Source organism: Aquibium pacificum, assembly GCF_040839445.1.
GTDB lineage: Bacteria > Pseudomonadota > Alphaproteobacteria > Rhizobiales > Rhizobiaceae > Aquibium > Aquibium pacificus.
Genome location: NZ_JBDPGJ010000001.1, coordinates 272672 through 297239, shown reverse-complemented (window position 1 = coordinate 297239; position 24568 = coordinate 272672). Strand labels below are relative to the sequence as shown.

Sequence of the window (24568 nt, the reverse complement as noted above, 5' to 3'; positions counted from 1 at the left end):
AGGTACGACATGGCGTTCATCCATCCGAAACTGCGTCCCCTCATCAAGGCCGCAATAGGCCAGCCGACGATCGCCGGGCTCGCCCCGTCGGACGTTCGGGCCAAGTCCGAGGAGAGGGCACGCGCCCGCCCCAAGGGTCCGGACATCGACAGGGTGTGGGACCGCCCCGTGACCGCCGAGGATGGACACGAGGTCCCCGTGCGCATCTATTGTCCGGCGTCCGCGCAAGGCGTGGTTGTCGCCATGCATGGCGGCGGCTGGATCGCGGGCAGCATCGACACCTTCGACGACGTGTCCCGACATATTGCCAACGATTCCGGGCAGGCCGTGGTCAACGTCGGTTACAGGCTCGCCCCCGAGAACCCGTTTCCCGCCGGCCTGAACGACGTGCTGGCCGTGCTGCGCTGGGTGGCCCGCCATGGCAAGGATGAAGGGTTGCCGGGCGACAGGTTGATGCTCCTGGGTGATTCCGCCGGCGCCAACCTCGCAGCCGCGGCAGCGCTGAGCGCCAGGGACGCGGCGGAGCCGGACATCCTCCTGCAGGTGCTCGTCTATCCCGGCCTCGATGCGCGGATGGAAAGCGAGACGCACGAACTCTATCGGGAGGGCTACATGCTGACCAGCAACGACGTCGCCCACACCTTCCGGACCTATGGTGTCGGCCAGACCGCGGATGCGGACGACTGGCGCGTTTCACCCCTGCGTGCGGACGACGTGTCAGGCGCGGCGCCCGCCCTGCTGATCTCGGCGGAATGCGACCCGCTCCGCGGCGACGCGGTCGCCTACGCCCAAAAGCTGCTGGAAGCAGGCGTCCCGGCGACACACGTCACCTATTCCGGCGTCACCCACCTGTTCTTCGGCATGCGGGCAAGCCTCGAGGCGAGCAAGATGGCGCAGTTGCAGGCTGCGGCCGCGATACGCGACGCGGCGCGGAATCCGCTTCCGCAATGATTGTGAGGCTTCGGAAAATTCCATATCAATGCAGCGGATTTGGGAAACTGTGGATGCATCGTGGCTCAGAAGAATAGCGAAAGCGGTATCATCTTCGACGACATGCGGGCGTTCGCGGAACTCTGGGCCCGCGAACTGCCGAACTCCGATCCCGAGTTGTTCGGGCTTATCGGGTCGATACTTCGTCTCGCGTCGCTGCTCGAGAACGAATTCAGAAGCTACACGCAGGCCACTTTTGACATGGGCACCGGCGACATGCGCATTCTTCTGGCTCTCCGTCGAGCCGGCGCACCCTTTGCCATGCGGCCCACGGATCTCTTCCAGTCGCTTCTGATTACCTCCGGCGCGGTCACCAAGCAGGTGGAGCGGCTGACGAGGCGCGGCCTTGTCGATCGCATCCCCGACGCGACCAGGAAGCGCAGCTGGCAGATCCACCTGACCGAGAAGGGGAAGGAAGTGACGGACGTGGCCCTGGAAGCGATCAGTTCCCGCTTCGACATCGCCGCCGCGTTTCATCGGATTCCGCTTTCGGAGCGCAGGGCCGGCAACGAGTTCCTGGTCAAGATGATAGAAGGCTACAGCACGTCCCCAAGCAAGGCGGCAGGATGAGGCTCGCCGGCCGGACCGCGATCGTCACCGGCGGTGCCTCCGGGATTGGGCTTTCCTTCGCCGAGCGCTTCGTCGCCGAGGGAGCAAAGGTCGTCATCGCGGATGTTCGCGGCGCGGCCGCGGCGGCGGAAAGTCTGGGAGACAAAGACACCTGCATCGGGATCGAGGCGGACGTCGCTTCCGAAGACAGCGTTGGCCGTATGATCGAAGCCACACTGGAAAACTTCGGCCAGCTCGACATCCTTATCAACAACGCCGCGATCTCCTCGACCTTGAAGCCCACTCCGTTCGAGATGACGTCGCTGGACGACTGGGAACGGATATTCCGGATCAACACGTTCGGAACGTTTCTGTGCTGCAGGGCCGCGGCGGGGCCCATGCGCGACGCCGGCCGGGGACGGATCATCAACATCACGTCCGGCACCGCCTTCAAGGGCACGCCTCTGATGATGCCCTACGTCGCCAGCAAGGGAGCCATCATCAGCATGACACGTGCGCTGGCCAACGAACTGGGCGGACACAACATCCTGGTGAATGCCATCGCGCCCGGCTTCACGGCGACCGATGCCATGAAGCGGAACACCGAATTCTATTCGGCCGCGAAGGATACCGCCGTCGCCACCCGAGCACTCAGGCGGGAGGCTCGTTCGGAAGATCTGGTCGGCGCCGCCGTTTTCCTCGCGAGCGACGATTCCGCCTTCATCACCGGACAGATACTGGCCGTCGATGGCGGCTCGGTCTACCACTGAAGGGATCGACCCTCACTGCACGGGGGCGCGGTGCGGCTTTCAGGCGGTCACCCTGTATTCATGCGCGCCGAGGGCGGCATCGGGTTCGACCGGCATGCCGAGCACGATGAGCGGAAAGCCGTCTTCGAGTTCCCGGCGGCGCGCCGCGGCCAGCATTTCATACATATCCGGATGCACGCGGAGCCCCTCGGGAAGCCTGTTCTGCTCCTCCATCCTGAGCAGTTCCGTGCTCGCGCGATCCAGGAAGTCCGCGAAACCGATAGGGTGCATGAGCTCTCCTCAACTATCTTCCATGGAAGATCGCACGACGACGACGTCCGGTCAATGCGAATAGGACGCCGATAGTGCCGGTATCGGACGCCGTCCTCGATCGGGGTCCCACACGAGCCGCCGATTGTCACCGCGCTGCGGCAAGCGCGTCTGATGGTTGCCCTCCCTCAATGCATCCATGAGCAAGCCGGTAGTCGTACGTCACGGTTCGGACAGTGCGGCAGGGGAGAATACGCAGATCCCGCTTGCTGCTTCACCGGAAGTCGACCTTGAACCGGAATGGTAGCGGCGAGCGTTGGTCGTTGTTGCCGTCGACCATCTCGAGCCGATAGAGCCCCGGACCTTTTACCGGAAAGCGTGCGTCGGTCACGCCGCCCTGCCGTGGTGGGCCGATCCAGCCGCTCGCTGCACCCTCGGCGTCCCACAGGCGCACATGGATGTCGAGATCGGGGGGCACGTCTTCCACGAGGACCGAAACCTCGCCCCCGCGCGGCGCCTCGATGGCGAACCAGTCCGCGTCGCCGCGCGGCAGGATCGTCGCCTCCGCCGCATGACCCGCCGCGAGCGGCGCGGCCGATCCAAAGCCGCCGTTCGGCTCGAAGCGGTCGCCGGTCGCGGTGAAGACGGTCCTGAGCGTGGCATGGTCAATCGAGCGCTCGTCATTGTTGCCGTCGACGATCTCGATGAAGTAGGGGCCTGCCGCCGGCAGGTCGGCGAACCCTTCGGTCAGCCCGCCCTTGCGATAGGGCGCGACCCAGTCTCGGATGACTTGGCGGTCCGCGTTCCAGACCCGGTAGTGGAGGTCGAGGCTCTCCGGCCCCTCGTCGATGGTGACGGCGAGTTCGCCCTGCCCGGGCGCCTCGACATGGAACCAGTCGTGATCGCCCCTCGGCAGGATGTTGAACAGGACCTCCCCGCCCGGCGTCAGCGGAGTCGCGGCGCCGATGTCGTCGTTCGGTTCGTACTGGTCGGGTTGCGGCGTGAACGCGATATCCAGATCGTAGAGCGCCCTGCTCGAAGCATCGGAGTTACCGTCCGCCAGTTCGACGAAGTAGCGCCCGGATGAAGGCAGATCGGCGAAACCTTCCGTGTCGCCACCTCGGCGGAGCGGAGCGATCCAGTCGCGCAGGACGGCCTTGTCGGCGGTCCAGACGCGCATGTGGAGATCGATCTCTGGCGGCACATCGCTGGCATGCACGCTCAATTCGCCAGGATGGTCGACATCGATGGCGAGCCAGTCGCTGTCTCCGCGCGGAAACACCGCCAGTTGGAAAGCTCCGGTACTCGCGACGAGCGCTGCCGCACCGAAACTGTCGTTCGGCTCGGCGGCATCCGCGACCGGTTCGAAGCGGGCGGAGAAGGAGAACGGGACGACGCTCTCGGCATCGTTGTTCCCGTCCGTCATCTCCACCGAATAGACGCCCGGCACGGCGACTTCCGCTTCCAGGACGACGTCGCCACCCGCGCGAGCCGGGCCTTGCCAGTCCCGCACGACGTTTCCTGCTGCGTCCCAGAGGCGCATGTAGACATCGAGATCCTTCGGCACGTTTTCCGCACGAAGCGTCAGCAGGCCGGACTCTGGCGCCCACACGCTCATCCAGTCGCGGTCCCCGCGCGGGAAGATCGCGGGCGCGAAGTCAGCCGGTAGCGGAATGGGTCGCGCCGCGCCGATGCTGTCGTTGGGCTCGAGCGGATCGTTCGACGGCTCGAAGGCAAAGGCGAGCGAGAAGGACTCCGCGCTGTCGGCATTGTTGTCGCCGTCGACGATTTCGACCATGTAGCGGCCGGGCGCCGGAAGGGCAAAGGCTGCCGCGAATTCGTCGCCGGGACGCTCGGCACTCTGCCAATCGCGGACCACGCGCCTATCGGCGTCCCAGACGCGGGCAAAGAGATTGATCTCGCCTGACGGACGCTCCGCGGTCACTTGCAGAAGGCCCGCGATCGGCAGCTCGAGCGCATACCAGTCGGGGTCACCGCGCGGTGCGATGCGCGCATCCACGAGGGCGTCGATGGGCAGATCCTGCGCTGTCCCGTAACTGTCGTTGCCGTCGCGCTCGGCGATCGGTACAGGGCGGGAGGGCCGGAATGTGGAAGCCGACGGAACCGCCACGCTGTCCGCCCAAACTGGCTTGCGCACAATACGGTTGCCGAAAAAGCCTTCGCGGCGCGTCGACCTGACGGCCACGTTTCCCGCTTCGGATGCCGCGGCGACGTCGACCGTTTCTGCTGCCGGCTGTGTGGCCGGCTCGGCTCGCATGCCCGAAGGGCCATTCTCCCCACCTCCATCTGCCGCCGAAGACCCGTCCGCAGCGCCAACTTTGTTTCGGTGAGGGGTCGGTGCATCGGCAGAAAGCTGCGCGGTCGCAACCGCATTCGCCACCATCGGCGCGGGGTTGAGGTAGACTTCCTCGACGAGGCGGACGAGCAGTTCCGGCCGCTGACTGCCGCGCGTTGCGTCGAACACCCGGCCCGCGGCGCGGCGGAACATCAGGCCGACCTCGACGCCCGGACTGCCGATCTCGGCGAGCAGTGCCTCGGTATAGGGCGAATGCTTGCCACCGCCGTCGCTGGCGACCTCACCGGCCGCTGCCGCATAGGCGACGATGGCGCCGCGCCCGGACAACTGCATGGCCGAGAGGCCCTGGAGCGGTCGCGCGGCGCGCTCTTCCCGCATCGATTGCGCCACCACGTCGACGTAGGGATTGTCGCGGCAGGCGTCGAGCACGATCAGCGCCACACGCGCGCTGCGCTCGGTCTCCGCTACCACCTCGCCGATGTCGATGGCGCTGTAGCGAAGGGCCCGCTCGCTGGAAATGTCGACGTCCACCGGGAGCATGAAGTTCTGGCCGCCGATCTGCATGCCGTGCCCGGCATAGAAGAGGAAGGCGATGTCGGCGCCGACCACGGCCTGACCAAAAGCATCGATGGCCGAGATCGCGGCGCGCCGGTCGACGTCGAGGACCAGGGTGACCTCGAAGCCGAGTTCATCCAGTACGCCGGCGATCGCGGTCGCATCATTGGTGGTATTGGCGAGGCGCCCCGCGCCGGTGTAGGCGCCATTGCCGATGACCAGCGCCATCCGACGCTCGCCTGCGAACGCTTCCCAGTTCCAGGCTGCCGCCACGACCAGGAGCAGCCCCAAAAGACACTTGCGCATGTCTCCCCCACGCGCCGTTGCATCCGCTCCCTCTCACACTATCCCTGCGCAAATGAGGCGGAGAGAGCTATGCCTCCATGCGATCGTGCCCCGGAACGTGGTGGAGCGGACGGCGTAGTCCACCGTAGTATTCGGCATTGCGCTCTGATTGCGGGATCATCGCGCAATTGGCCGACGCTTTCCAGAGTGATGTGGCGGGCGCGCTGGACGGCCCATTCATCATCCAGTTCGAACCGCAGCGTGCCGACCTCTCGGAGAATCCTCGACTACCTCTACAAGCCGGATGACAGCCCGTCCCGCGCGACTGAGGAAGCCATAAACGCGCTCAGACTTGGGTGACCAATAGTACGCCAGCTATCCCCACAGCTGCTTTGAGGCGATGGCGGCGCCCTCCCTCAGCGATTTGAGCTTCGCCCAGACCACATCCTCCGCCACCCACTCCCAGCCGGTGAAAGTGCCGAAACCGCAATCGACGCCCGCGATGACCCGTTCCCTGTCCCCGACTGCATCGACCACTGCCAGGATGCGGTTGGCCACGACCTGGGGATGTTCGACGAAATTGGACTTGGAATCGATCACGCCCGGGATGATGGCCATGTCTTCAGGCGGTCTGTTCGCCTTGAGGGCTGTCGTTTCATGCTGGTGCCGCGGATTGGCGAACTCAAGCCCGATCGCGCCGACCTTGGCCTGGTAGACGATCGGCAACAGCACCTCCATCTCCACGTCGTAGCAATGCGGCCCTTCCCAGTTGCCCCAGCACACGTGCAGCCGCACGCTTTCGCGCGGAATGTTCTCGAGCGCCTTGTTCAGCGCGTTGACATGCTTCTGGGTCTGCTCGACGAATTCTTCGTCGGTGAGGTCCTGATAGAGCAGCACCCGCTCCATCGCGAGATCGGGTGCGTCGACCTGCAGGATGTAGCCGGCATCCACCACCGCCTTGTATTCCTGCGCTATCTCCTTGGCGATGGCGTCGAGATAGGCCTCGTCGGTGTCGTAATAGGCATTCAGCATGGTGGAGGCGATGATGCCGGGCGACGGCGCGTTCATGAACCAGTTGGAGACGTTCGCGGCGGCGCTTCCCGCTTGGCGCTTTATGCGGTCGATCTCCTTCTGCAACTGTGCAGTGCCGTGATAGTGAACTTCGTCGATCGCCTCGGGCGCATCGAACACCCGGCCCGTCTTGGGGATGCGCGCCTGCATGCGCTCGGTGAACTTGGGAAAATCCACGAACTCCCTGCCGAAAGGCCGGCTCGACTTGCCGCCGAAACCGCTCCAGCGCTGCGGCACATAGGTCTGGAATCCAACGCGGCCCTGCTCGCCGTCATTGGCAATGTCGATGCCGACTTCAATCTGCTTCTTGATGATGTAGGCGACCCGGTCGTCGGTCACGTCGTCAAGTTTCTTCAGGTCGACCCGCTTGCCCTCCTCCTGTTCGATCAGCATCGAACTCAGCGGCTCGCCACGCGGCATGCTGCCGGTGTGGGTGGTCAGAATCCTGTCGGTGCTCAGTTTCATTCGAACGCGCCTCCCCTTGCGAATCCAGATTGGAAAATCAAAGAATCCTATTTATACTTCATCAGTCGTTATAGCCGCTCGGCCAGTTCAAGAGAAGCGGCACGCGACATTCAAAGGGAGGGAAGAATGTCTCAAATAATCAGCCGTGTCGGTGTCGCTACCGTGCTGGCGTTCGCCTGGCAGTTCGCCGCAGTCTCGCCGGGCGCCGCGCAGAACGCGTTTTCCGATGTCGACCTCGCCCCCGACAAGCGCGGCGGCATCACGGAGATGGAGGATATCTCCAAGTATTGCGGGACCAAGGAACTCAAGGTCGCCTATTCCGACGGCTGGGGTGGCAACTACTGGCGCCAGATCACCCGTGCGGAGTTCGAGGATGAGGCGGCCAAGTGTCCCAACATCAAGGAAGTCCGCTACACCGACGGCGAGTTCAAGGCCGAGAAGCAGATCGCCGACATTCGCGGCCTTATCGCGCAGGAATTCGACGTCATCGTCGTCTTTGCCGATACCGGCGTGGCTCAGCTCAAGGTCATGCGCCAGGCGCTGGACGCCGGCATCGCCGTCGTTCCCTTCACCACGGGCGATGCGCCGTTCGGCGAGATCGGCAAGGACTACCTAACGCGGGTTACCGAGACGCAGATCGGCCTCGGCGCGATGCTCGCCGAGTGGATGGTCAAGACGCTCGACGGCAAGGGCAACGTGATCGTCCAGGGCGGCACGCCTGGCAACCCGATGACCGCGTCGCAGGCCGTCGGCTGGCGCGAGGTCTTCGCCGCCAACCCCGGCATCACCGTGCTCGAAGGCCCGGTCGATACCAACTGGGATCCGGCGCAGGCGCAAAAAGTCACCGCTGCCGCGATCGCAAAGTACGACAAGATCGACGGCATCATGGCCGAAACCACCGGTCCGATCCGCGCCTTCCTCGCGGCCGGCCGTCCGATCCCGGCCTGGGCGGGGCAGGACCTGAACGAGTTGAGCTGCCTGTGGCAGGACAACCATGAGGCCAATCCGACGTTCAAGCTCGCCACGGCCAGCGCACATACGTGGCTGGTTCGCCTCGCTCTGCGCAAGGGCCTCGCCGCGGTCAATGGCATGGACAATCTCGAGCCCAGCCTCATCGACCTGCCGTTCTCGGAAGACAGCACCTCGTCAGATCCGGCGCTCGCGGTGAAGTGCAACAAGGATCTTCCGCCGACGGCCATTCCTTCCGCCATGCTGTCTGCCGAGAAGATGAAGGAAATCCTGTCCAGGTAATTCCTGCTCCGAACGGAAGCCGCGATGATACCCCCCAGAGGCTTGACTGCGGTTCAACCGCAGCCGGAGCGGCGGCGGCCGGAGCGCACCTGGACCCGACGGGAATACAAGGGGCGCAAGAAGCCCCTTCACCGTCTTCTCGTCGTGTCCGCCGCCACGGCCTTGCTGATCGTTGGCGGCGGCATTGCGGCCCCCAGCACGGTTTCGCTCAGCGCGCTTCAGCTGATGCTGCCATTTTTCGCGATCCTCGCGGTTGCGTCCATCGGCCAGCATCTGGTGATCCAGCAACGCGGACTCGACCTGTCGGTGGCCGGCATCATGTCGTTTTCGGCGGTCATCGTTTCGGCGCTGCCGGGTTCCGAGGCCGGCGTTGCGGAGACACTGGCGTATGTCGCGCTTGCGCTCGCGATGGGGCTGGGCGTTGGTACCGTGAACGGCGTGCTGGTGGCGCTTCTACGCGTCAACTCGCTCGTCACCACCATCGGAATGAACACGCTGATGCTGGGGATCACCATGTACGTCACCAGCGGATTCTCGCAGCAGGCCCCTCCTCCGCTCAACAGGTTCGGCGTCGGCAAGTTCCTGGAGATTCCGCTGACGCTCTACGTCCTGATCGTGATTGCCGCGATCGCGATATTCCTGCTTGAGAAGACCACCATCGGGCGGCGCTTCATCGCCACCAGCGTCAATCCGGACGCGGCTCTGACCGTCGGCATCCCGCTCGATGCCTATCGCGTCGCCACCTATGCGCTGGGAGGATTCTGTTACGCCGCTGCGGGCGTGCTCCTGGCGGGCTACGTCCTGTCGCCGACGGTGTTCAGCGGCATGCCCTATCTGCTGGCGACGGTCGCGGCGGTCGTCGTGGGCGGCAACCCGATCGGCGGCGGCCTGCGCGGCAGCATCGCCGCCACGATCGTCGGTGCGCTCTTTCTCACCTATCTCGGCCAGCTCGTTCTCGCCGTGGGCTTCGAGACGGCTGCCCAGAACATCGTTCAGGCCATCATCATCATCGCCAGCGTCGGCGTCGTGGAAGCCGGCCGGCGGATCAAGTTCGAATGGATCCGTTTCAAATTCTGGGTCACCAAGCCCGATGTCGAATTCAGGATCCGCATGATCTACGTGAACACGTTGACCCGACTGGGGCTGAAGAGACTGCTGGACGTTTCGCCGGAAACGAGGACACGCTGGCGCACATTCTATCTGAGATTGAAGAAAAGACTCGAAATCACAGAATGAGCACCGGCAAGCGCAACTTGATGGGCGCCCCTGTCATGGGGATCGTGGGGGCGACCAAGTATTACGGCCCCGTGCAGGCGCTCAAGGCGGTCAGCCTCAATATTCGCCGCGGCCAGGTGCACGCCGTCGTCGGGGAAAACGGCGCGGGCAAGTCCACCCTCATCTCCATCGCGGCCGGCGCCGTTCGTCCCGACTTTGCCGTCATTCGCGTCGGCGGCAAGGAGATCAAGCGCCCGACCGCCAAGAAGCTGCATCGCGCCGGCGTGGCGGTCACGTTCCAGCATCCCGAACTTGCCGAAGAAATGACGGTCATGGAGAACCTCCAGCTGGCTGCGCCCGGACTGACAAGTCGCGAGGAGGCGGCGCGGCTGCTCGCGTCGGTGGCTTCCGACCAGCACGCCATGTCGCTGGATGCGCGCGTACGCGACCTGACGCTGGCGCAATTTCACATCATCGAGATCGCCGGCGCGATCGCATCCAAGCCCAAGGTGCTATTTTTCGACGAGCCGACCGAGCCTTTCCAGCAGGCGGACATCGACAAATTCTTCAAGCTGATCAGACAGTTGCGCGACGAAGGTGTGGCCATCGTCTATGTTTCGCACCGGCTCAACGAAATCCGGGAGATCGCCGATCACATAACGGTGCTCCGCGACGGAATGTCGATCGACAGCCGGCCCGCTTCGCGGATTACGACCGACGAGATCGTTACCCTGATTGCGGGACGCCCGCTCGACCAGGTCTTTCCCCGCAAGGCGAAGGACGTCGGGGAGATCAGGCTCGAAGTCGAGAATCTCTCCGGGCCTGGCTTCACGAACATCAGTTTTGCGGCGCGCGCCGGGGAGATCGTCGGCGTGACCGGCGTCGAAGGCGAGGGTCAGCGCGCGTTCCTGCGCACCATTGCGGGGCTGGAGAAGCGCTCCGCCGGATCGGTGAGGATTGCAGGAAAGCCGGTCGAGGGCACCTCGGCGGCAGCGACCCGCGAAGCGGGCGTCGGTTTCGTCACCGATGACCGCCACGAGGAAGGCCTGTTCCTGACCCTGAAACTGCGCGAGAACGTCGGCATCGGCGCCCTGGATCGCATTTCCACGGCGGGGGTGGTCAACCGCAAGCGCGATCTTGCCTTGACGGCGGACGTGATGAGCCGGCTCGGAGTCTACACCGGCTATCGCATTAAGGATGACGACGACACCAGGGCTTCCGAACTTTCCGGAGGCAATCAGCAGAAGCTGCTGATCGGGCGCGAAATTGCCGGCGAACCCAAGGTCATCATCATCGACGAGCCGACCAAGGGTGTCGATGTCGGCGCGCGCGCCGAGATATACGAACATCTGCGCAAGCTCGCCGACAGCGGCGTCGCGGTAGTGGTATCCTCCTCGGACGGCATCGAGCTCGAGGGTCTGTGCGATCGCGTCTGCGTCTTCGCGCGGGGCCAGATCGTCAAGGAACTCGAAGGCGAGAACCTCACCGACGCCGCGATCACCGAGGCTAACCTGACGGCGACGGTTTCTCGCGCCGACGGCCCGGTCCGGACGGGGGAGGATGACTCGCCCCTGCGCCGCATCCTGGCGGCGGACCGGTTTCCGGCGGCCGTGCTGGCGGTCCTGACCGCCATCGTCCTTCTCGGTACCGCTTCGATCAGCGAGTACTTCCTTTCGCCGTTCAACATCGAAACGATGCTGACCTTCCTCTCGATCCTGGCTTTTCTCTCGATCGCACAGCTGGGGACCATCATCGTCGGCCGCATTGACCTGTCTGTCGGTGCGCTTGCGGGATTCGTGGTCGTGCTCGCGTCCTTTCTGACGCCCGATGGCGCACCCGTGGGTGAGACGATCGTGGGCGTCATCCTGATCCTGGCGCTCACTGCCGCATTCGGAGTCGTTCAGGGCTGGCTGATCACCTGGCTGAACATTCCGGCGATCGTCGTCACGCTCGCCACCTTCATCGGCCTGCAGGGGATGTCGCTGGTGCTCAGGCCACAGGCAGCCGGGACGATCACCGACGCCATTTCGGATGTCGCGCAGTCGACGTGGCTCGGCATGCCGGCCGGCTTCATCGCTATGATGGTCACCGTCATCGCGTTCGAGTTCATCCTCTTCCGCACCAGGCTCGGGCGGCGGCTGCGCGCCGTCGGGTCAAATCCGACGGGCGCGGCGCAGGTCGGCATCCGGGTCAACTGGCACATCATGCTGGCCTTCGTCCTGTCCGGCTTGCTGACCGGGATCGCCGGCCTGATACTTGCCGGGCAGGTCGGCATCGGGTCGCCCGCCACCGGCATCGACTACACGCTGATGAGCATCACCGCCGTGGTGCTGGGTGGCACCCGGATTGCCGGCGGACGCGGCTCGGTCATCTCCGTCCTGACGGGGGCGGCACTGGTGCAGTCGCTGTCGAGCGCATCCTCCTTCATCAACCAGGATTCCGCGGTCCATCTGATCGTTTTGGGCGCCGTCACGCTGGTTGCCGCGACGTTCTTCAGCGTCGCTCGCCGCGACAGGGAACGAACCGGATAATCCCATGCTGTTTGCCGTTCACGCCCTGGATCACGATGACGCTCTCGAGCGACGGCTCGCCAACTACGACGCGCACAGATCCTACCTGGCAGCGAGTCCGATAAGGACCGTCGTCTCCGGCCCGCTGCTGGCGGACGACGGCGAAACGATGATCGGTTCGCTCTTCATCGTCGAGGCGGAAACCAAGGACGAGGTTGCCGCGTTCAACCGCGCCGACCCGTTCGCGGCAGCCAATGTCTGGAAAAGGGTCGACATTCACGCCTTCAGCAAGCGCGTGGACAATCGCTGAGGCCCTCGCCGTCAGTTCGTGAATCCGGCGGCCGGCTCCGAGACGGCTCACGCCCGGCCTCGGCCCCGCGCGATTCAACTTTGAGAGCCTGAAATTGTTGGTGCCGCTTGCGTGACTCGAACACGCGACCCCATCATTACGAATGATGTGCTCTACCGACTGAGCTAAAGCGGCCCGGCCCGATGCATCGACGCATCGGGCGAAGGTGAGCGCGTGATACCGGCATCGGGCGGCAAATTCAAGACGAAAGCCGCGACAAATCACCGTCGGCTCGAAGCCGGTGTGGGTCCGGCAGTCGGGACTGTGCTGGCGGGAGCGGACGCGGGCGGGGAGACGAGCCTATCGCTGCACTGCGCCCGGTGCATGGCCCGTCGAGCATCGCGGCACGGCAGGGCGACAGCCATCACCGCGCCGCGAGACCACCGGCGATCGGCCGATCCCAATCGACCGCGAACCCTGCGGCAGAAAATCCTCGGCGGCCCGGTGGACTCTTCCTTCCGCTGGAGTAATCTCCCCGTCGAACCTGGGGCGCATGGGCATGCGCCACCCACCCAGAAGGCAGGTCAGGAGGAAACTGATGTCCGAAATCGAAATGGTCGTGAATGGCCGCACCGTCACCGGCAACGTCGAGGACAGGACGCTGCTCGTGCACTTCCTGCGCGAGAACCTCGGTCTGACCGGCACGCACGTGGGCTGCGACACGTCGCAGTGCGGCGCCTGCGTCGTCCATCTCGACGGCAAGGCGGTGAAGAGCTGCTCCATGCTCGCGGTCCAGGCCTCCGGTTCGGACGTCGTGACGATCGAGGGACTGGCCGACGGCGCCGATCTTCATCCCGTGCAGGCGGCGTTCCGCGAACATCACGGCCTGCAGTGCGGCTTCTGCACGCCGGGCATGATCATGGCAGCGACCGACATGATCGCCCGCCACCCCGAGGGGCTGGACGAGAAGACCGTGCGGGCCGAACTCGAAGGCAACATCTGCCGCTGTACCGGCTATCACAACATCGTCAAGGCGATCCTGGCGGCTTCGGAGACCATGTCGAAGGGCGCCGCCCGCGCCGCCTGAAACCGCGGCGGGGAGGAGAAGCGGCCGAGGACGCGAAAGCCGCATCGGGCAACGGCACCATGGCGGTCGTGGACCGGAGATCCGATCTCCCGCCGCCCAAGCCGCAACGGACACGAGAATTCCGGAGGAGGAATCTTTAATGGGCATCGAAGGCATCGGCGCAAGGGTCGTGCGCAAGGAAGACAAGCGTTTCATCACCGGCGCGGGACGCTACGTTGACGACATGGTGGTGCCGGGCATGAAGCACGCCGCGTTCGTCCGCAGCCCGCACGCGCATGCCGAGATCGAGAGCATCGACGTCGCCGCCGCGAAGAAGATGCCCGGCGTCTACGGCGTTCTCACCGGCCGCGAGATCAAGGCCGACGGCATCGGCAACCTGATCTGCGGCTGGATGATCTATTCCAAGGACGGCACCCCGATGAAGATGGGCGCCTGGTCGCCCATGGCGACGGACCGCGTGCGCTTCGTCGGCGAGGCGGTGGCGATCGTCGTGGCAGAGACGAAGGGCCAGGCGCGCGACGCCGCCGAGAAGGTCGTCGTCAATTACAAGGAACTGCCAGCCGTCACCGATGCCGTGGCCGCCTTGAAGTCCGGTGCGCCGCAGCTTCATCCGGAAGCCGATGGCAACCTCATCTACGACTGGGAAATCGGCGACGCCGCCGCCGCCGACAAGGCGATCGCGTCGGCCGCGCATGTGACGAAACTGAAGCTTGTCAACAACCGCCTCGTGCCGAACGCGATGGAACCCCGCGCCGCACTCGGCCACTACGACAAGGCCGAGGACCACTACACCTGCTGGACCACCTCGCAGAACCCGCATGTCGCCCGCGTGGTCATGAGCGCCTTCTACAACGTCGCGCCAGAGAACAAGCTGCGCGTCATCGCGCCCGACGTCGGCGGCGGCTTCGGCTCCAAGATCTTCATCTATCCGGAGGAGATCGTCTGCCTGTGGGCCTCCAAGAAGACCGGCGTGCCGGTCAAGTGGGTCGCGGACCGCACCGAGAGTTTCCTCACCGACGCCCACGGCCGCGACCATGTCACCGAAGTGCAGATGGCCTTCGACGCCGACAACCGGATGACGGCGCTCAAGGTCGACACCATCGCCAATCTCGGCGGCTATATGTCGCTGTTTTCGTCCTCGGTGCCGACCTACCTCTACGCCACGCTGCTGTCGGGCCAGTACGTGATCCCGGCGATCCATTGCAACGTGCGCACGGTCTACACCAACACGGCGCCGGTCGATGCCTATCGCGGCGCGGGGCGTCCGGAGGCGACCTACGTCATGGAACGCGTGGTGGAGACCGCGGCCCGCGAACTGGGCGTCAGCCCGGCTGAACTGCGCCGCAAGAACTTCATCACCCAGTTTCCCTACCAGACGCCAGTCATCATGGCCTACGACGCGGGCGACTATGCCGCCTCGCTCGACGCGGCGATGAAGGCGGCCGACTATGCCGGCTTCGAAGCCCGCCGCGCCGAGGCCAAGTCCCGTGGAAAGCTGCGCGGCATCGGCATGAGCTGCTATATCGAGGCGTGCGGCATCGCGCCCAGCCAGGCGGTGGGCTCGCTCGGCGCCGGCGTCGGCCTGTGGGAATCGGCCGAGGTGCGGGTCAACATGGCCGGCACGATCGAGGTGCTGACCGGCTCGCACAGCCACGGCCAGGGCCACGAGACCACATTCGCGCAGCTCGTCAACCAGCGCTTCGGCGTCCCGATCGAGCAGGTCTCGATCGTCCACGGCGACACCGACAAGGTGCAGATGGGCATGGGCACCTATGGCTCGCGCTCGGGCGCCGTCGGCATGTCGGCCATCGTCAAGGCGCTCGACAAGGTCGAAGCCAAGGCGAAGAAGATCGCTGCCCACCTGCTGGAGGCGGATGAGGCAGACATCGTGATCGAGAACGGCGAACTGAAGGTCGCCGGCACCGACAAGACCCTGCCCTGGTTCCAGATGGCGCTTGCCGCCTATGCCGCGCACAACCTGCCGGCGGGCATGGAGCCCGGCCTTAAGGAAGGCGCCTTCTACGATCCCTCCAACTTCACCTTCCCGGCCGGCTGCTACATCTGCGAGGTCGAGGTGGACCCCGACACCGGCACGACCGAGATCGTGCAGTTCGTGGCGGCCGACGATTTCGGAAACATCATCAATCCGATGATCGTCGAGGGCCAGGTGCATGGCGGCATCGCCCAGGGCGTCGGACAGGCCCTCCTGGAAGGCTGCCAGTACGACGCAACCTCGGGGCAGCTGATCACCGCGAGCTACATGGACTACACCATGCCGCGCGCCGGCGATCTGCCGTCCTTCAGCGTATCGACCTCGAACACCCCCTGCCCCGGCAATCCGCTCGGGATCAAGGGCTGCGGCGAGGCCGGTGCGATCGGCTCGCCGCCCGCCGTCATCAACGCGCTCACCGACGCGATCGGCAACAATGATCTCACCATGCCAGCGACGCCGCAGAAGGTCTGGGCGGCGTTGAAGGCGGCCACGCGCCATTGAGCGAAGCGATCGGAGACGAAGAAGATGTATACCACCAATTATCATCGTGCGTCCTCGGTGGAGGATGCGGTCAAGCTTCTGGGCGAGGCCGAGGACGGCAAGGTCGTATCGGGCGGCATGACGCTGATCCCGGCCATGAAGACGAGGCTCGCCGCACCGAGCGACGTGATCGACGTGCGTCACATCGCAAGCCTGAAGGGCATCACGGTATCGGGCCGCGCCGTCACCATCGGCGCCGGCACCACGCACGCCGAAGTCGCCGACAGCAAGGAACTGGCGGCCGTCTGCCACTCCTTCTGCCATATGGCGGGCCAGATCGGCGATCCGCACGTGAGGCATCTCGGCACGCTCGGCGGTTCGATCGCCAACAACGATCCGGCCGCCGACTATCCCGCCGCGCTGCTGGCGCTTGGCGCCACGGTCGTCACCAACAGGCGGGAGATCGCTGCGGAGGACTTCTTCACCGGCCTGTTCGAGACCGCGCTGGAGGCCGACGAGATCGTCACGGCGGTGAAGTTCACTGCACCGGCGAAATGCGGCTACCAGAAGTTCCGCAATCCCGCATCACGTTACGCCATGACCGGCGTCTTCGTCGCCAAGGGCGATGACGGCGTGAAGGTCGGCGTGACCGGCGCAGGCGACGACGGCGTCTTCCGCTCCTCCGAGATCGAGGCGGCGCTCGCGTCGAACTTCGACGCTTCGGCCCTCGAGGGAATGACGGTCCCCTCGGACAACCTGATGTCCGACATCCACGCGTCGGCGGAATACCGCGCCAACCTCATCGTGGTGATGGCCAAGCGCGCGGTGAAGATGGCGAACGGCTGAGGACATTCCGGGCGGGCGTTTGCACAAGGGCTCTCCTTTCGGGGGAGCCCTTCCCGGTTCATGAGGCCCTCCGTGGCCCATTCTATGGGTGGCGCTTTCGGAGGCTCGACCAAACCAGCGACGCAACTCTTCTGCGTTCAGCCAGGGGCAGCGCCTGAAACCAATCGGCCCGCGAGCGCGTCGACGAGGCGTGCCGCGCCGTCCCGGAGCGGATCGACGGTCGGAAGACCCATCCGCTCCTCGATCGTCTCCAGGCAGGCCCGCGCATCCTTTTCCCCGAGGGCTACCGTATTGACCGCGATGCCGCAGACCTCTACGTCCGGATTGACGATCCGAGCGGAAACGAGCGCCAGATCGCGCAGTGCCTCGAGCGAAGGCAACCGGTAGTGCGGCAGGCCGCGCATGTGCGTGCGGGTGGGCTCGTGGCATAGCACCAGGGCGTCCGGGCGCCCGCCATGCACCAGCGCCATCGTCACGCCGGAATACGAAGGATGGAAGAGGCTCCCCTGCCCTTCGATCAGGTCCCAGTGGTCCGCGTCGTTGTCCGGCGTCAGCCATTCGATGCTGCCCGCCATGAAGTCGGCCACCACGGCGTCGAGCGGCACGCCGGAGCCGGTGATCAGGATGCCGGTCTGGCCGGTGGCGCGAAAGGTCGCCTTCATCCCGCGCGCTCTCATTTCGCGCTCCATTGCAAGGGCCGTGTACATCTTGCCCACGGAGCAGTCCGTTCCGACGGCGAGGCATCTCTTGCCCGTGCGCGGCTTTCCGTCGGCGATCGGATAGCTCACGGTCGGAAGACGCACGTCCAGGAGGCGGGTGCCAGAGCGCTCGGCCGCCGCCACGAGCTCGGGGATGTCGGAGAGCCGGTTGTGCAGTCCCGAGGCGATGTCCATGCCGGTTTCCGCCGCCTCGACCAGCGTCCTGACCCAGGCTTTGGAGATGACGCCGCCCCTGTTGGCAGCCCCCACGACGAGCGTCTGCGCCCCGGCGCCGCGCGCGTCGGCGATCGTCATGTCCGGCAGCTTCACGTCTGCCCTGCAGCCCTCCAGCCTCAACTGGCCGACCGCGAATTCGGGCCGCCAGTCGCGGATGCCCTGCGCCACCTTGGCCGCGAGCTGGTCCGGCGCGTCTCCGAGGAAGAGCAGATAGGGGGTCTTGAGCATGATGACATCCGCGCGATTTTTCGGATCGAATAGGAGCGGTGTCGGTCCGCTGGTGTCAAGGCCGGCCCCGTCGCGGAATGAACTCGGGCTGGCCCGTCACCCCCGCGACCGTTCCCGCCAGGCGATGACGAGCGAGCCGCCGATGATCAGAATCGCTCCGATCACGGTGTTGATGCCGGGGCGCTCGCCGAAGACCGCGTAGTCGTAGAGTCCGGCAAAGACCAGCGCCGAGTAGAACAACGGTATCACGAAACTGGCGTCGCCCCGCTTCAGCGCCTGCAGCAGCAGCGCCTGCGCCGCGACCATGGCAAAGCCGATGCCCGCGAGCAGCATCCACTGCATGGGCGTCGGCCAGATCCACACGAAACTGGCGGCGCCGACCGCCAGGACCCCGCCGATCATGTTTCCGATGGCGAGGATCCTCAGTGGCGTCTCGATGTTGGTGAGCCGCTTCACGAGCACGACTTCCAGCCCGACCAGCAGGGCCGCCAGCAGCGCGAGCAGGGCAGCCGGCTGGAACGCGTCCGTCCCCGGCCGGACGAGCACCACCGCCCCGATGAAGGCCACGAAGGCCGCGCCCCAGCGCCATCGGCCTACGGTCTCGCCGAGGATCGGGATCGCCAGCACCATGGCGACGATCGGATTGAGGAAGCCAATGGCGGTGGCGTCCGCCAGCCGCATGTAGGCGGCGGCGGCAAAGAGACAGGTGACGCCCGACCAGCCTGACGCCACGCGCAGCATGTGATTTCCCCACGCCGCACCCCGCAGGGGCGGCCGGTACCACGCGATCACCGGCGCGAGCGCCACCAGCGCGAAGATGTAGCGGCCCGCCGTCACCTGCAGCGGGTGGATAGGCGGACCGTCGACGGCGCGGCCAAGCATCTTTGCAAAGAGCATCGTCGCGGCGACCAGCGCGCAGGCGAGGATCATCATCGCCACCGGAACCAGGACGGCGCGCCGCCGGTCGCCGGGGCGTGATGCGAGCACGTCGCCGGGGGCGGCGGCGCTGCGTTTTGCCGGGGAGCTATTTGACATGTTCCCGCACTGTCCTGTTCTTTTCCCGCGCGAGCACCCGCGCCCGGCCCGGCCGCCGGCTTGACGCCAACCCGCATTGGGCGGAACCTGCGGGCGTCGTTCGAGCGACGTGTGACCACCATGGGTCTTAACGCGGTCATCGCCTTTGGCACAGAGCGCTATCCCGAAAAGGTGGCGCGCCGGCTGCGCGCCGTGAACATCACCGCCTGGCTCGCCGCTGCCGGCATGGCGCTCTTTGCCATCAAACGCCCGACCGACCCGGACCCGTTCACCATCGTGACTGCCTTCTGCGTCGCGTCGACGCCGCTCTTGCACCGCTTCTCTCCGGTCGCCGCCCCGCTGGCGCTGGTTTGCCTCGGGTTCGTGCACGCGACGCGCCTCATCCTGACCATCGGGACCGGCGACGGCATATTCCTGCTTTTTCTGACAAGCGCACCGCTCAGCCTGCTGCTTTTGGGCGTCGAGCGCTACAGACTCGCCGCAGCGCTGTCCGCGGCCGGGGTCGTGCTGGTCATCGTGCTGAACTTCACCGTGCCGCACGACACTGGCGACATTCCCCCGCTGGCGCTGAAGATCAATTTTTCACTCAACTTTGCGCTGAACATGATGCTCGTCTTCGCGGTCGTCCTGTACGTAGCCCGGCAGGCCGCGCGCGCAGAGGCGGCAGCCGAGCGCGAGTTCGAACGGTCCGAAGGCTTGCTGCGCAACATACTGCCGACAAGCATAGCGGAGCAATTGAAGGACGCTCCGGGTGACGTGATAGCCCGGCGGCACGACGAGGTCTCGGTGCTCTTCGCGGACATGGCGGGCTTCACCGCACGCGCCGGATCGATGTCGCCCGACCGGCTGGTGCGGCTGCTCAACGGCGTCTTTTCCGAATTCGACCGGCTGGCGGAAATCCATGGCGTGGAAAAGATCAAGACCTCCGGCGACGCCTATATGGCGGTCAGCGGCGCACCCGTTGCAAGGCCTAATCACGCAGAGGCGCTTGCCGCGTTGGCGCTCGATATGCTGGAGACGGCGCCGCGGCTGCAAGACGGCGTTCCGATCCGCATCGGCCTCGCCTGCGGTCCGGTCGTTGCCGGCGTCGTGGGCTCGAAGAAATTCTTCTACGACGTCTGGGGCGATGCGGTGAACGTGGCCGCGCGGATGGAATCCACCGGCGTCGCAGGGCGCATCCAGGTTTCGCCCGCTTTCCGGGAACGGATATCGGGGGATTTCCTGTTCGAGCCACGCGGCAAGATAGAAGTCAAGGGCAAGGGGCCGATGGAAACGTGGTTCCTGCTCGGCCGGAAGGACGCTGCGGCCGCGCAATCGGTGGCCGAATAGCGCACCGCTCGCCCCCGGGCGTTCAGGCCTCCAGCTTCCGCCTGGCCGCTTCGTACTCGCCAGCCAGCCGGTCGACCAGTTCCGCCGCCGTCGTGACCGCGTCGACCGCGCCGATGCCTTGCCCGCAGCCCCAGATGTGCTTCCAGGCCTTGGTCTTGTCGCTGCCGAAGTTCATCTTCGAAGGATCGGAGACCGGCAGATCGTCGGGGTCGAGCCCCTGGGCCCGGATCGACCCCTTGAGGTAGTTGCCGTGCACGCCAGTGAAGAGGTTCGAATAGACGATGTCGGCCGCCTTCGAGTCGACGATCATCTGCTTGTAGGCGTCGTCGGCGCGCGCCTCCCGCGTGGCGATGAAGGGTGAACCGATATAGGCCATGTCGGCGCCCATGGCCTGCGCGGCCAGCACCGCGCCACCATTGGCGATGGCGCCCGACAGCAGCAGCGGGCCGTCGAACCACTGCCGGATCTCCTGGACGAGCGCGAAGGGCGACAGCGTGCCGGCATGGCCGCCCGCACCGGCCGCCACCGCGATCAGCCCGTCGGCGCCCTTCTCGATCGCCTTGCGCGCATGGCGGTCGTGGATGATGTCGTGGAGCACGATGCCGCCATAGGAGTGAACCGCCTGGTTCACCTCCTCGACCGCTCCCAGCGACGTGATGACGACCGGCACCTTGTATTTCACGCACATCTGGAGATCGTGCTGCAGGCGGGTGTTGGACTTGTGGACGATCTGGTTCACCGCGAAGGGTGCCGCCGGGCGCGCCGGACCGGACTGGTCATGCGCGGCGAGGTCCTCGGTGATCTGCGCCAGCCATTCGTCGAGCTGGGCTTGGGGCCGCGCATTGAGCGCAGGAAACGATCCGACGATGCCCGCCTTGCACTGCGCGAGCACCAGCGGCGGATGCGAGATGATGAAGAGCGGGGAGCCGACGACGGGTATACGCAGGTTCTTCTTCAGGATTTCAGGCAAGGCCATGCGGACGATTCCCGGCAAGTGTTGACGTTTCCGTAAACGTCGCTTCTAGCAGAATGCGGCTTGGCGGCAACCGCATCGAGCCGATGCTTTCACTCCGCGCAACCGGCTGGCGACCCGCGCGTTTCGGCGAGAGCCCGGCACCGCTGTTGATTGCGCCGACCCGTCCGGCTAACGATGTCGGGCGGGGATGCGAGGAACCTGAATTGAACCCGATCGAAAAGACGATCAGGAGCGCGCTCGAAAAGGGCGACGCGGCTGATCGCGCCTTCCGCGAGAAGGTCTATCGCTCCGTGCATGCGGCGCTGGAGCGAAGCATCGCCAACAACCCGCAACTCGAGGACGAGACGATACGGCAGCGGCGCCAGATGCTGAAGGCGAGCATCAGCACGGTCGAATCCGAATTCGTCCTGGCGACCCTTCCCCCGCAGGACGCCCAACCGGCAGCGCCCGAGAATGTGGAGCCGGAGGAAGACGGAGCCGAACCGGAGGAAGCAGCGGGACCGACGGAACCGGACGACGCTTCGGCTGACGGGAAAGACTCCTCCGAAGCGCCGGCCGCCGAACAGGAAGCGGAAGATGTTCCTTCCGTCGAGGTTTCGGATGACCGGACCTATCGGTCCGTGCGGCAAGACCCGCCCGAAGACGCGGCACAAGATCGGCCCGACGCGGACGTGATGCTCGACATCGAGCCCCGCATCACCGGCGACGACGGGGAACTGCATTCGCAGGGTCCCCGACGCAGTCCAACGCCGGGAAGAACGCGTGCTCAGCGAAGCGAGCCTGTTTTCGAAAGTGACGAAACGGCGGAAATGCTCTCCGCCTCCGCGGAACCGTATTCGTCCGGATTGCAGGGCGAATACCGGGCCGTGCCGAAGCGCCGGCGCGGCCGCGCCTATGCGATGGCCTTCCTGTCGCTGACGCTGCTGGCGGCGGCGGCGATGGGTGTGTGGTGGACGGTGGACCAGGGCCTCTTCCTGTCCGCCGAAGACCGCGACACCAGTGTTCCCAATCCGCCGCTCGCCCTCGAGGCAGAAGAGTTCGCGCCGGAAGGCGCTGCCCCTTCGCCGCCGATCACGGGCGTGGCAGACGATACGGCCGACTGGGTCACGATCTTCGATCCATCGGATCCGACGCGCGTCACGACCCCGCCCGGCGCCGAGGCCGCGGTGATCGATTCCGATGGCGGACCGCTGCTTCGGATACGTACCGCCTCGGCGGAGGAGCCGGTGGTCTTCGACGTCGGCCAGGGCATCCTCGACGGGATCGCCGGGCGGCGGACCGTGTTCAACGTCGTCGCGGCAGCCGAGGAAGGCCAGCCGACTCAGATCTCGGTCACCTGCGACTTCGGCGTTCTGGGCGATTGCGGCCGCAACCGCTACGACGTGACCGCGGAACAGACCGATCTCCTGTTCGACCTCGACATTCCGGCAGGCACTCCCGCCGGCGGAGGCACGATCTCGATCGTCTCCGACGTCGAGGATAAGGGCCGCGCCGTCGACATCCGGGACATCCGCGTATCGGTCCAGGAGTAGGCCTGCCGGTCAGTCGAGAAGTGCCTGCAAGGTTTCGAGCCGGTCCGCTTCCGCGGCCGGCTTGTCCCAACGCAGCCGCGAGACGCGCGGGAACCGCATCGCGACCCCCGATTTATGCCGCTGCGACCGGTTCAGCCCCTCGAATGCGATCTCCAGCACGAGCCCGTGCGTGGTGTCCGCCCTGACGGAGCGGACCGGACCGAAGCGCTCCACCGTGTTGTCGCGGACATACTTGTCGATCTGCCGCAGTTCATCGTCGGTGAAACCGAAATAGGCCTTCCCGACCGGCACCAGTTCCGGCTTCTCTTCCGGACCGGTCCAGACGCCGAACGTGTAGTCCGAATAGAAGCTCGACCGCTTGCCGTGGCCGCGCTGGGCATACATCAGCACGGCATCGACCGTGTGCGGATCGCGCTTCCACTTGAACCACGGTCCTTTGGGCCTGCCCGGCACATAGGCGGAATCCCAGCGCTTCAGCATCACCCCCTCGATGATCGGATGCGGTGGATTGCAGCGCTTCTCCTCCAGCTCGTCCCAGCCTTCGAACGCTACGAAGGGCGACAGGTCGAACTTGTCGCGCGGCAGGCCCGCGACGAAGGCTTCCAGCCGCTGCCGGCGCTCGCGGAACGGTAGGGCGCGCAGATCTTCGCCTCCGGCCTGAAGCAGATCGTAGCACCGGACGAAGACCGGATATTTCTCCCGCATCTTCGCCGAGACCGTCTTCCTGTTCAGCCGCTGCTGCAGGTCGGAGAAGGTGCCGGTGTGCTCGCCCGCGACCCCGACCAGCAGTTCCCCGTCGATCGCGGCCTCGAAGTCGATGGCCTCCGTCAGATCGGGGAAGGCGCCCGAGATATCGTCGCCGGTGCGCGAGTAGAGCCGCACGGTGCCGCCCTCGGCAACTGTCTGCACCCGGATGCCGTCCCACTTCCACTCCGCCGCATAATCTGCCGGATCGAGCTTTTCGAGATCACCCTCGGCGACCGCGTTGGACAGCATGACCGGCCGGAACAGCGCGTAGGCGGCCGCCACCGGTTTTTCGGCGCGCCCTTCCAGCCATGCGAAGAGCTCTTCGTAGGGCGCGTCGAGCCCGTGCCAGAGTTCCTCGATCTCGGAAACGTCGACCTGCCCGACATCGGCAAGCGCCTGTTTGGCCATGCGCGCGGACACGCCGATTCGCATGCCGCCCGTCACCAGCTTGATGAGCGCGAAGCGGGAAGACGCCTCCAGCCGGTCGAGCAGGCCGGCGAACACCGAGGGCCCCTGTACGCGTCCCGCGTTGACGAGTGCCACGACCGCGTCGGACAGCGAGAGTTCCGAGTTGCGGCGCTCCGAGTCGGGCGCGGCGGGCCACACCAGCGACACCGTCTCGGCGAGATCGCCGACATAGTCATAGGAATAGGCAAAAAGCACCGGGTCCATCCGCTCCATGGCGAGCGCGCGAAGCATGGCCGGTTTGACCCCCGGAATGTCGAGGTCTCCCGTGATCGCCGCAAGCGCGATGCCACGGTCAGGATCGGGCGTGGAGCGGAGATAATCCGCGAGCAGCCTCAGCTTCGCATTGCGCGAAGGCGTCAGCACGAGGCGGTCGAGGAGCTCGGCGAAGCGGCGCAC

General features: G+C 65.6%; 19 protein-coding genes and 1 tRNA gene. 12 read left to right on the top strand and 8 right to left on the bottom strand.

Annotation, left to right across the window (positions count from 1 at the left end):
* Positions 1–9 precede the first annotated feature (9 nt).
* From ABGN05_RS01455 to ABGN05_RS01445, 3 genes are read left to right on the top strand one after another with little or no spacing between them, the layout of a single operon-like run.
* Positions 10–951, top strand: coding sequence for an alpha/beta hydrolase (locus ABGN05_RS01455; RefSeq protein ID WP_367952211.1), 942 nt, complete (start codon positions 10–12; stop codon positions 949–951).
* Between the two features lie 60 nt (positions 952–1011).
* Positions 1012–1560, top strand: coding sequence for a MarR family winged helix-turn-helix transcriptional regulator (locus tag ABGN05_RS01450; RefSeq protein WP_367952210.1), 549 nt, complete (start codon positions 1012–1014; stop codon positions 1558–1560).
* Entirely contained in the window at positions 1557–2309 is a 753-nt protein-coding gene (locus ABGN05_RS01445; RefSeq protein ID WP_367952209.1) for an SDR family NAD(P)-dependent oxidoreductase, read from the top strand. The genes ABGN05_RS01450 and ABGN05_RS01445 overlap by 4 nt, the downstream gene beginning before the upstream one ends.
* Positions 2310–2348: 39 nt before the next feature.
* Here the strand turns inward: ABGN05_RS01445 and ABGN05_RS01440 are convergent, their stop codons facing one another.
* The 3 genes from ABGN05_RS01440 to ABGN05_RS01430 form a co-directional block, all read right to left on the bottom strand.
* Complete coding sequence (locus tag ABGN05_RS01440; protein WP_367952208.1) at positions 2349–2579, bottom strand: hypothetical protein; 231 nt, start codon at positions 2577–2579, stop codon at positions 2349–2351.
* 253 nt (positions 2580–2832) lie between these two features.
* Positions 2833–5736, bottom strand: coding sequence for a caspase family protein (locus ABGN05_RS01435; protein WP_367952207.1), 2904 nt, complete (start codon positions 5734–5736; stop codon positions 2833–2835).
* Between the two features lie 354 nt (positions 5737–6090).
* The gene (locus tag ABGN05_RS01430; RefSeq protein WP_367952206.1) at positions 6091–7251 is read right to left on the bottom strand and encodes a cobalamin-independent methionine synthase II family protein; all 1161 of its coding nucleotides are present in this window, start codon (positions 7249–7251) and stop codon (positions 6091–6093) included.
* Between the two features lie 126 nt (positions 7252–7377).
* Between ABGN05_RS01430 and ABGN05_RS01425 the strand changes: the two genes are divergently transcribed.
* From ABGN05_RS01425 to ABGN05_RS01410, 4 genes are read left to right on the top strand one after another with little or no spacing between them, the layout of a single operon-like run.
* Positions 7378–8502: a substrate-binding domain-containing protein gene (locus ABGN05_RS01425; RefSeq protein WP_367952205.1), complete on the top strand. Its 1125-nt coding sequence runs from the start codon at positions 7378–7380 to the stop codon at positions 8500–8502.
* A gap of 24 nt (positions 8503–8526) precedes the next feature.
* Complete coding sequence (locus ABGN05_RS01420) at positions 8527–9738, top strand: ABC transporter permease (RefSeq protein ID WP_367952204.1); 1212 nt, start codon at positions 8527–8529, stop codon at positions 9736–9738.
* The gene (locus ABGN05_RS01415) at positions 9735–12248 is read left to right on the top strand and encodes an ATP-binding cassette domain-containing protein (RefSeq protein ID WP_367952203.1); all 2514 of its coding nucleotides are present in this window, start codon (positions 9735–9737) and stop codon (positions 12246–12248) included. The genes ABGN05_RS01420 and ABGN05_RS01415 overlap by 4 nt, the downstream gene beginning before the upstream one ends.
* Positions 12249–12252: 4 nt before the next feature.
* The gene (locus tag ABGN05_RS01410) at positions 12253–12537 is read left to right on the top strand and encodes a YciI family protein (protein ID WP_367952202.1); all 285 of its coding nucleotides are present in this window, start codon (positions 12253–12255) and stop codon (positions 12535–12537) included.
* 98 nt (positions 12538–12635) lie between these two features.
* Here ABGN05_RS01410 and ABGN05_RS01405 read toward each other — a convergent pair.
* Positions 12636–12711, bottom strand: a tRNA-Thr gene (locus tag ABGN05_RS01405).
* A 403-nt stretch (positions 12712–13114) separates the two neighbouring features.
* Between ABGN05_RS01405 and ABGN05_RS01400 the strand changes: the two genes are divergently transcribed.
* The 3 genes from ABGN05_RS01400 to ABGN05_RS01390 all read left to right on the top strand — a co-directional run bounded on the left by ABGN05_RS01400 (position 13115) and on the right by ABGN05_RS01390 (position 16922).
* Positions 13115–13603, top strand: a complete 489-nt coding sequence (locus ABGN05_RS01400; RefSeq protein WP_367952201.1) for a (2Fe-2S)-binding protein — start codon at positions 13115–13117, stop codon at positions 13601–13603.
* Positions 13604–13742: 139 nt separating this feature from the next.
* The gene (locus ABGN05_RS01395) at positions 13743–16097 is read left to right on the top strand and encodes a xanthine dehydrogenase family protein molybdopterin-binding subunit (protein ID WP_367952200.1); all 2355 of its coding nucleotides are present in this window, start codon (positions 13743–13745) and stop codon (positions 16095–16097) included.
* Between the two features lie 24 nt (positions 16098–16121).
* Positions 16122–16922, top strand: coding sequence for an FAD binding domain-containing protein (locus ABGN05_RS01390; RefSeq protein WP_367952199.1), 801 nt, complete (start codon positions 16122–16124; stop codon positions 16920–16922).
* Positions 16923–17059: 137 nt separating this feature from the next.
* On the opposite strand, the gene dgcN is transcribed toward ABGN05_RS01390, so the two are convergent.
* The gene (gene dgcN, locus ABGN05_RS01385) at positions 17060–18085 is read right to left on the bottom strand and encodes an N-acetyltransferase DgcN (RefSeq protein ID WP_367952198.1); all 1026 of its coding nucleotides are present in this window, start codon (positions 18083–18085) and stop codon (positions 17060–17062) included.
* Between the two features lie 96 nt (positions 18086–18181).
* Complete coding sequence (locus tag ABGN05_RS01380; RefSeq protein WP_367952197.1) at positions 18182–19120, bottom strand: DMT family transporter; 939 nt, start codon at positions 19118–19120, stop codon at positions 18182–18184.
* 120 nt (positions 19121–19240) lie between these two features.
* Between ABGN05_RS01380 and ABGN05_RS01375 the strand changes: the two genes are divergently transcribed.
* A complete protein-coding gene (locus ABGN05_RS01375; RefSeq protein ID WP_367953120.1) occupies positions 19241–20449 on the top strand; it encodes an adenylate/guanylate cyclase domain-containing protein in 1209 nt (402 codons plus the stop codon).
* A gap of 22 nt (positions 20450–20471) precedes the next feature.
* Here the strand turns inward: ABGN05_RS01375 and ABGN05_RS01370 are convergent, their stop codons facing one another.
* Positions 20472–21425, bottom strand: a complete 954-nt coding sequence (locus ABGN05_RS01370; protein ID WP_367952196.1) for an NAD(P)H-dependent flavin oxidoreductase — start codon at positions 21423–21425, stop codon at positions 20472–20474.
* A 203-nt stretch (positions 21426–21628) separates the two neighbouring features.
* On the opposite strand from ABGN05_RS01370, the gene ABGN05_RS01365 reads away from it, so the two are divergent.
* Positions 21629–22957 carry a hypothetical protein gene (locus ABGN05_RS01365; protein ID WP_367952195.1) on the top strand — a complete coding sequence of 443 codons (1329 nt, stop codon included), beginning with the start codon at positions 21629–21631 and terminating at the stop codon, positions 22955–22957.
* 9 nt (positions 22958–22966) lie between these two features.
* Here the strand turns inward: ABGN05_RS01365 and ABGN05_RS01360 are convergent, their stop codons facing one another.
* Complete coding sequence (locus ABGN05_RS01360) at positions 22967–24568, bottom strand: cisplatin damage response ATP-dependent DNA ligase (protein WP_367953119.1); 1602 nt, start codon at positions 24566–24568, stop codon at positions 22967–22969.

Bases quoted from the DNA above. Each gene is read 5' to 3' on its own strand.
- ABGN05_RS01425 (WP_367952205.1), top strand. From the start codon at position 7,378: ATGTCTCAAATAATCAGCCGTGTCGGTGTCGCTACCGTGCTGGCGTTC.
- ABGN05_RS01440 (WP_367952208.1), bottom strand. From the start codon at position 2,579: ATGCACCCTATCGGTTTCGCGGACTTCCTGGATCGCGCGAGCACGGAA.
- ABGN05_RS01400 (WP_367952201.1), top strand. From the start codon at position 13,115: ATGTCCGAAATCGAAATGGTCGTGAATGGCCGCACCGTCACCGGCAAC.
- ABGN05_RS01390 (WP_367952199.1), top strand. From the start codon at position 16,122: ATGTATACCACCAATTATCATCGTGCGTCCTCGGTGGAGGATGCGGTC.
- ABGN05_RS01395 (WP_367952200.1), top strand. From the start codon at position 13,743: ATGGGCATCGAAGGCATCGGCGCAAGGGTCGTGCGCAAGGAAGACAAG.
- ABGN05_RS01380 (WP_367952197.1), bottom strand. From the start codon at position 19,120: ATGTCAAATAGCTCCCCGGCAAAACGCAGCGCCGCCGCCCCCGGCGAC.
- ABGN05_RS01415 (WP_367952203.1), top strand. From the start codon at position 9,735: ATGAGCACCGGCAAGCGCAACTTGATGGGCGCCCCTGTCATGGGGATC.
- dgcN (WP_367952198.1), bottom strand. From the start codon at position 18,085: ATGCTCAAGACCCCCTATCTGCTCTTCCTCGGAGACGCGCCGGACCAG.
- ABGN05_RS01410 (WP_367952202.1), top strand. From the start codon at position 12,253: ATGCTGTTTGCCGTTCACGCCCTGGATCACGATGACGCTCTCGAGCGA.
- ABGN05_RS01420 (WP_367952204.1), top strand. From the start codon at position 8,527: ATGATACCCCCCAGAGGCTTGACTGCGGTTCAACCGCAGCCGGAGCGG.
- ABGN05_RS01430 (WP_367952206.1), bottom strand. From the start codon at position 7,251: ATGAAACTGAGCACCGACAGGATTCTGACCACCCACACCGGCAGCATG.
- ABGN05_RS01370 (WP_367952196.1), bottom strand. From the start codon at position 21,425: ATGGCCTTGCCTGAAATCCTGAAGAAGAACCTGCGTATACCCGTCGTC.
- ABGN05_RS01445 (WP_367952209.1), top strand. From the start codon at position 1,557: ATGAGGCTCGCCGGCCGGACCGCGATCGTCACCGGCGGTGCCTCCGGG.
- ABGN05_RS01435 (WP_367952207.1), bottom strand. From the start codon at position 5,736: ATGCGCAAGTGTCTTTTGGGGCTGCTCCTGGTCGTGGCGGCAGCCTGG.
- ABGN05_RS01455 (WP_367952211.1), top strand. From the start codon at position 10: ATGGCGTTCATCCATCCGAAACTGCGTCCCCTCATCAAGGCCGCAATA.
- ABGN05_RS01375 (WP_367953120.1), top strand. From the start codon at position 19,241: ATGGGTCTTAACGCGGTCATCGCCTTTGGCACAGAGCGCTATCCCGAA.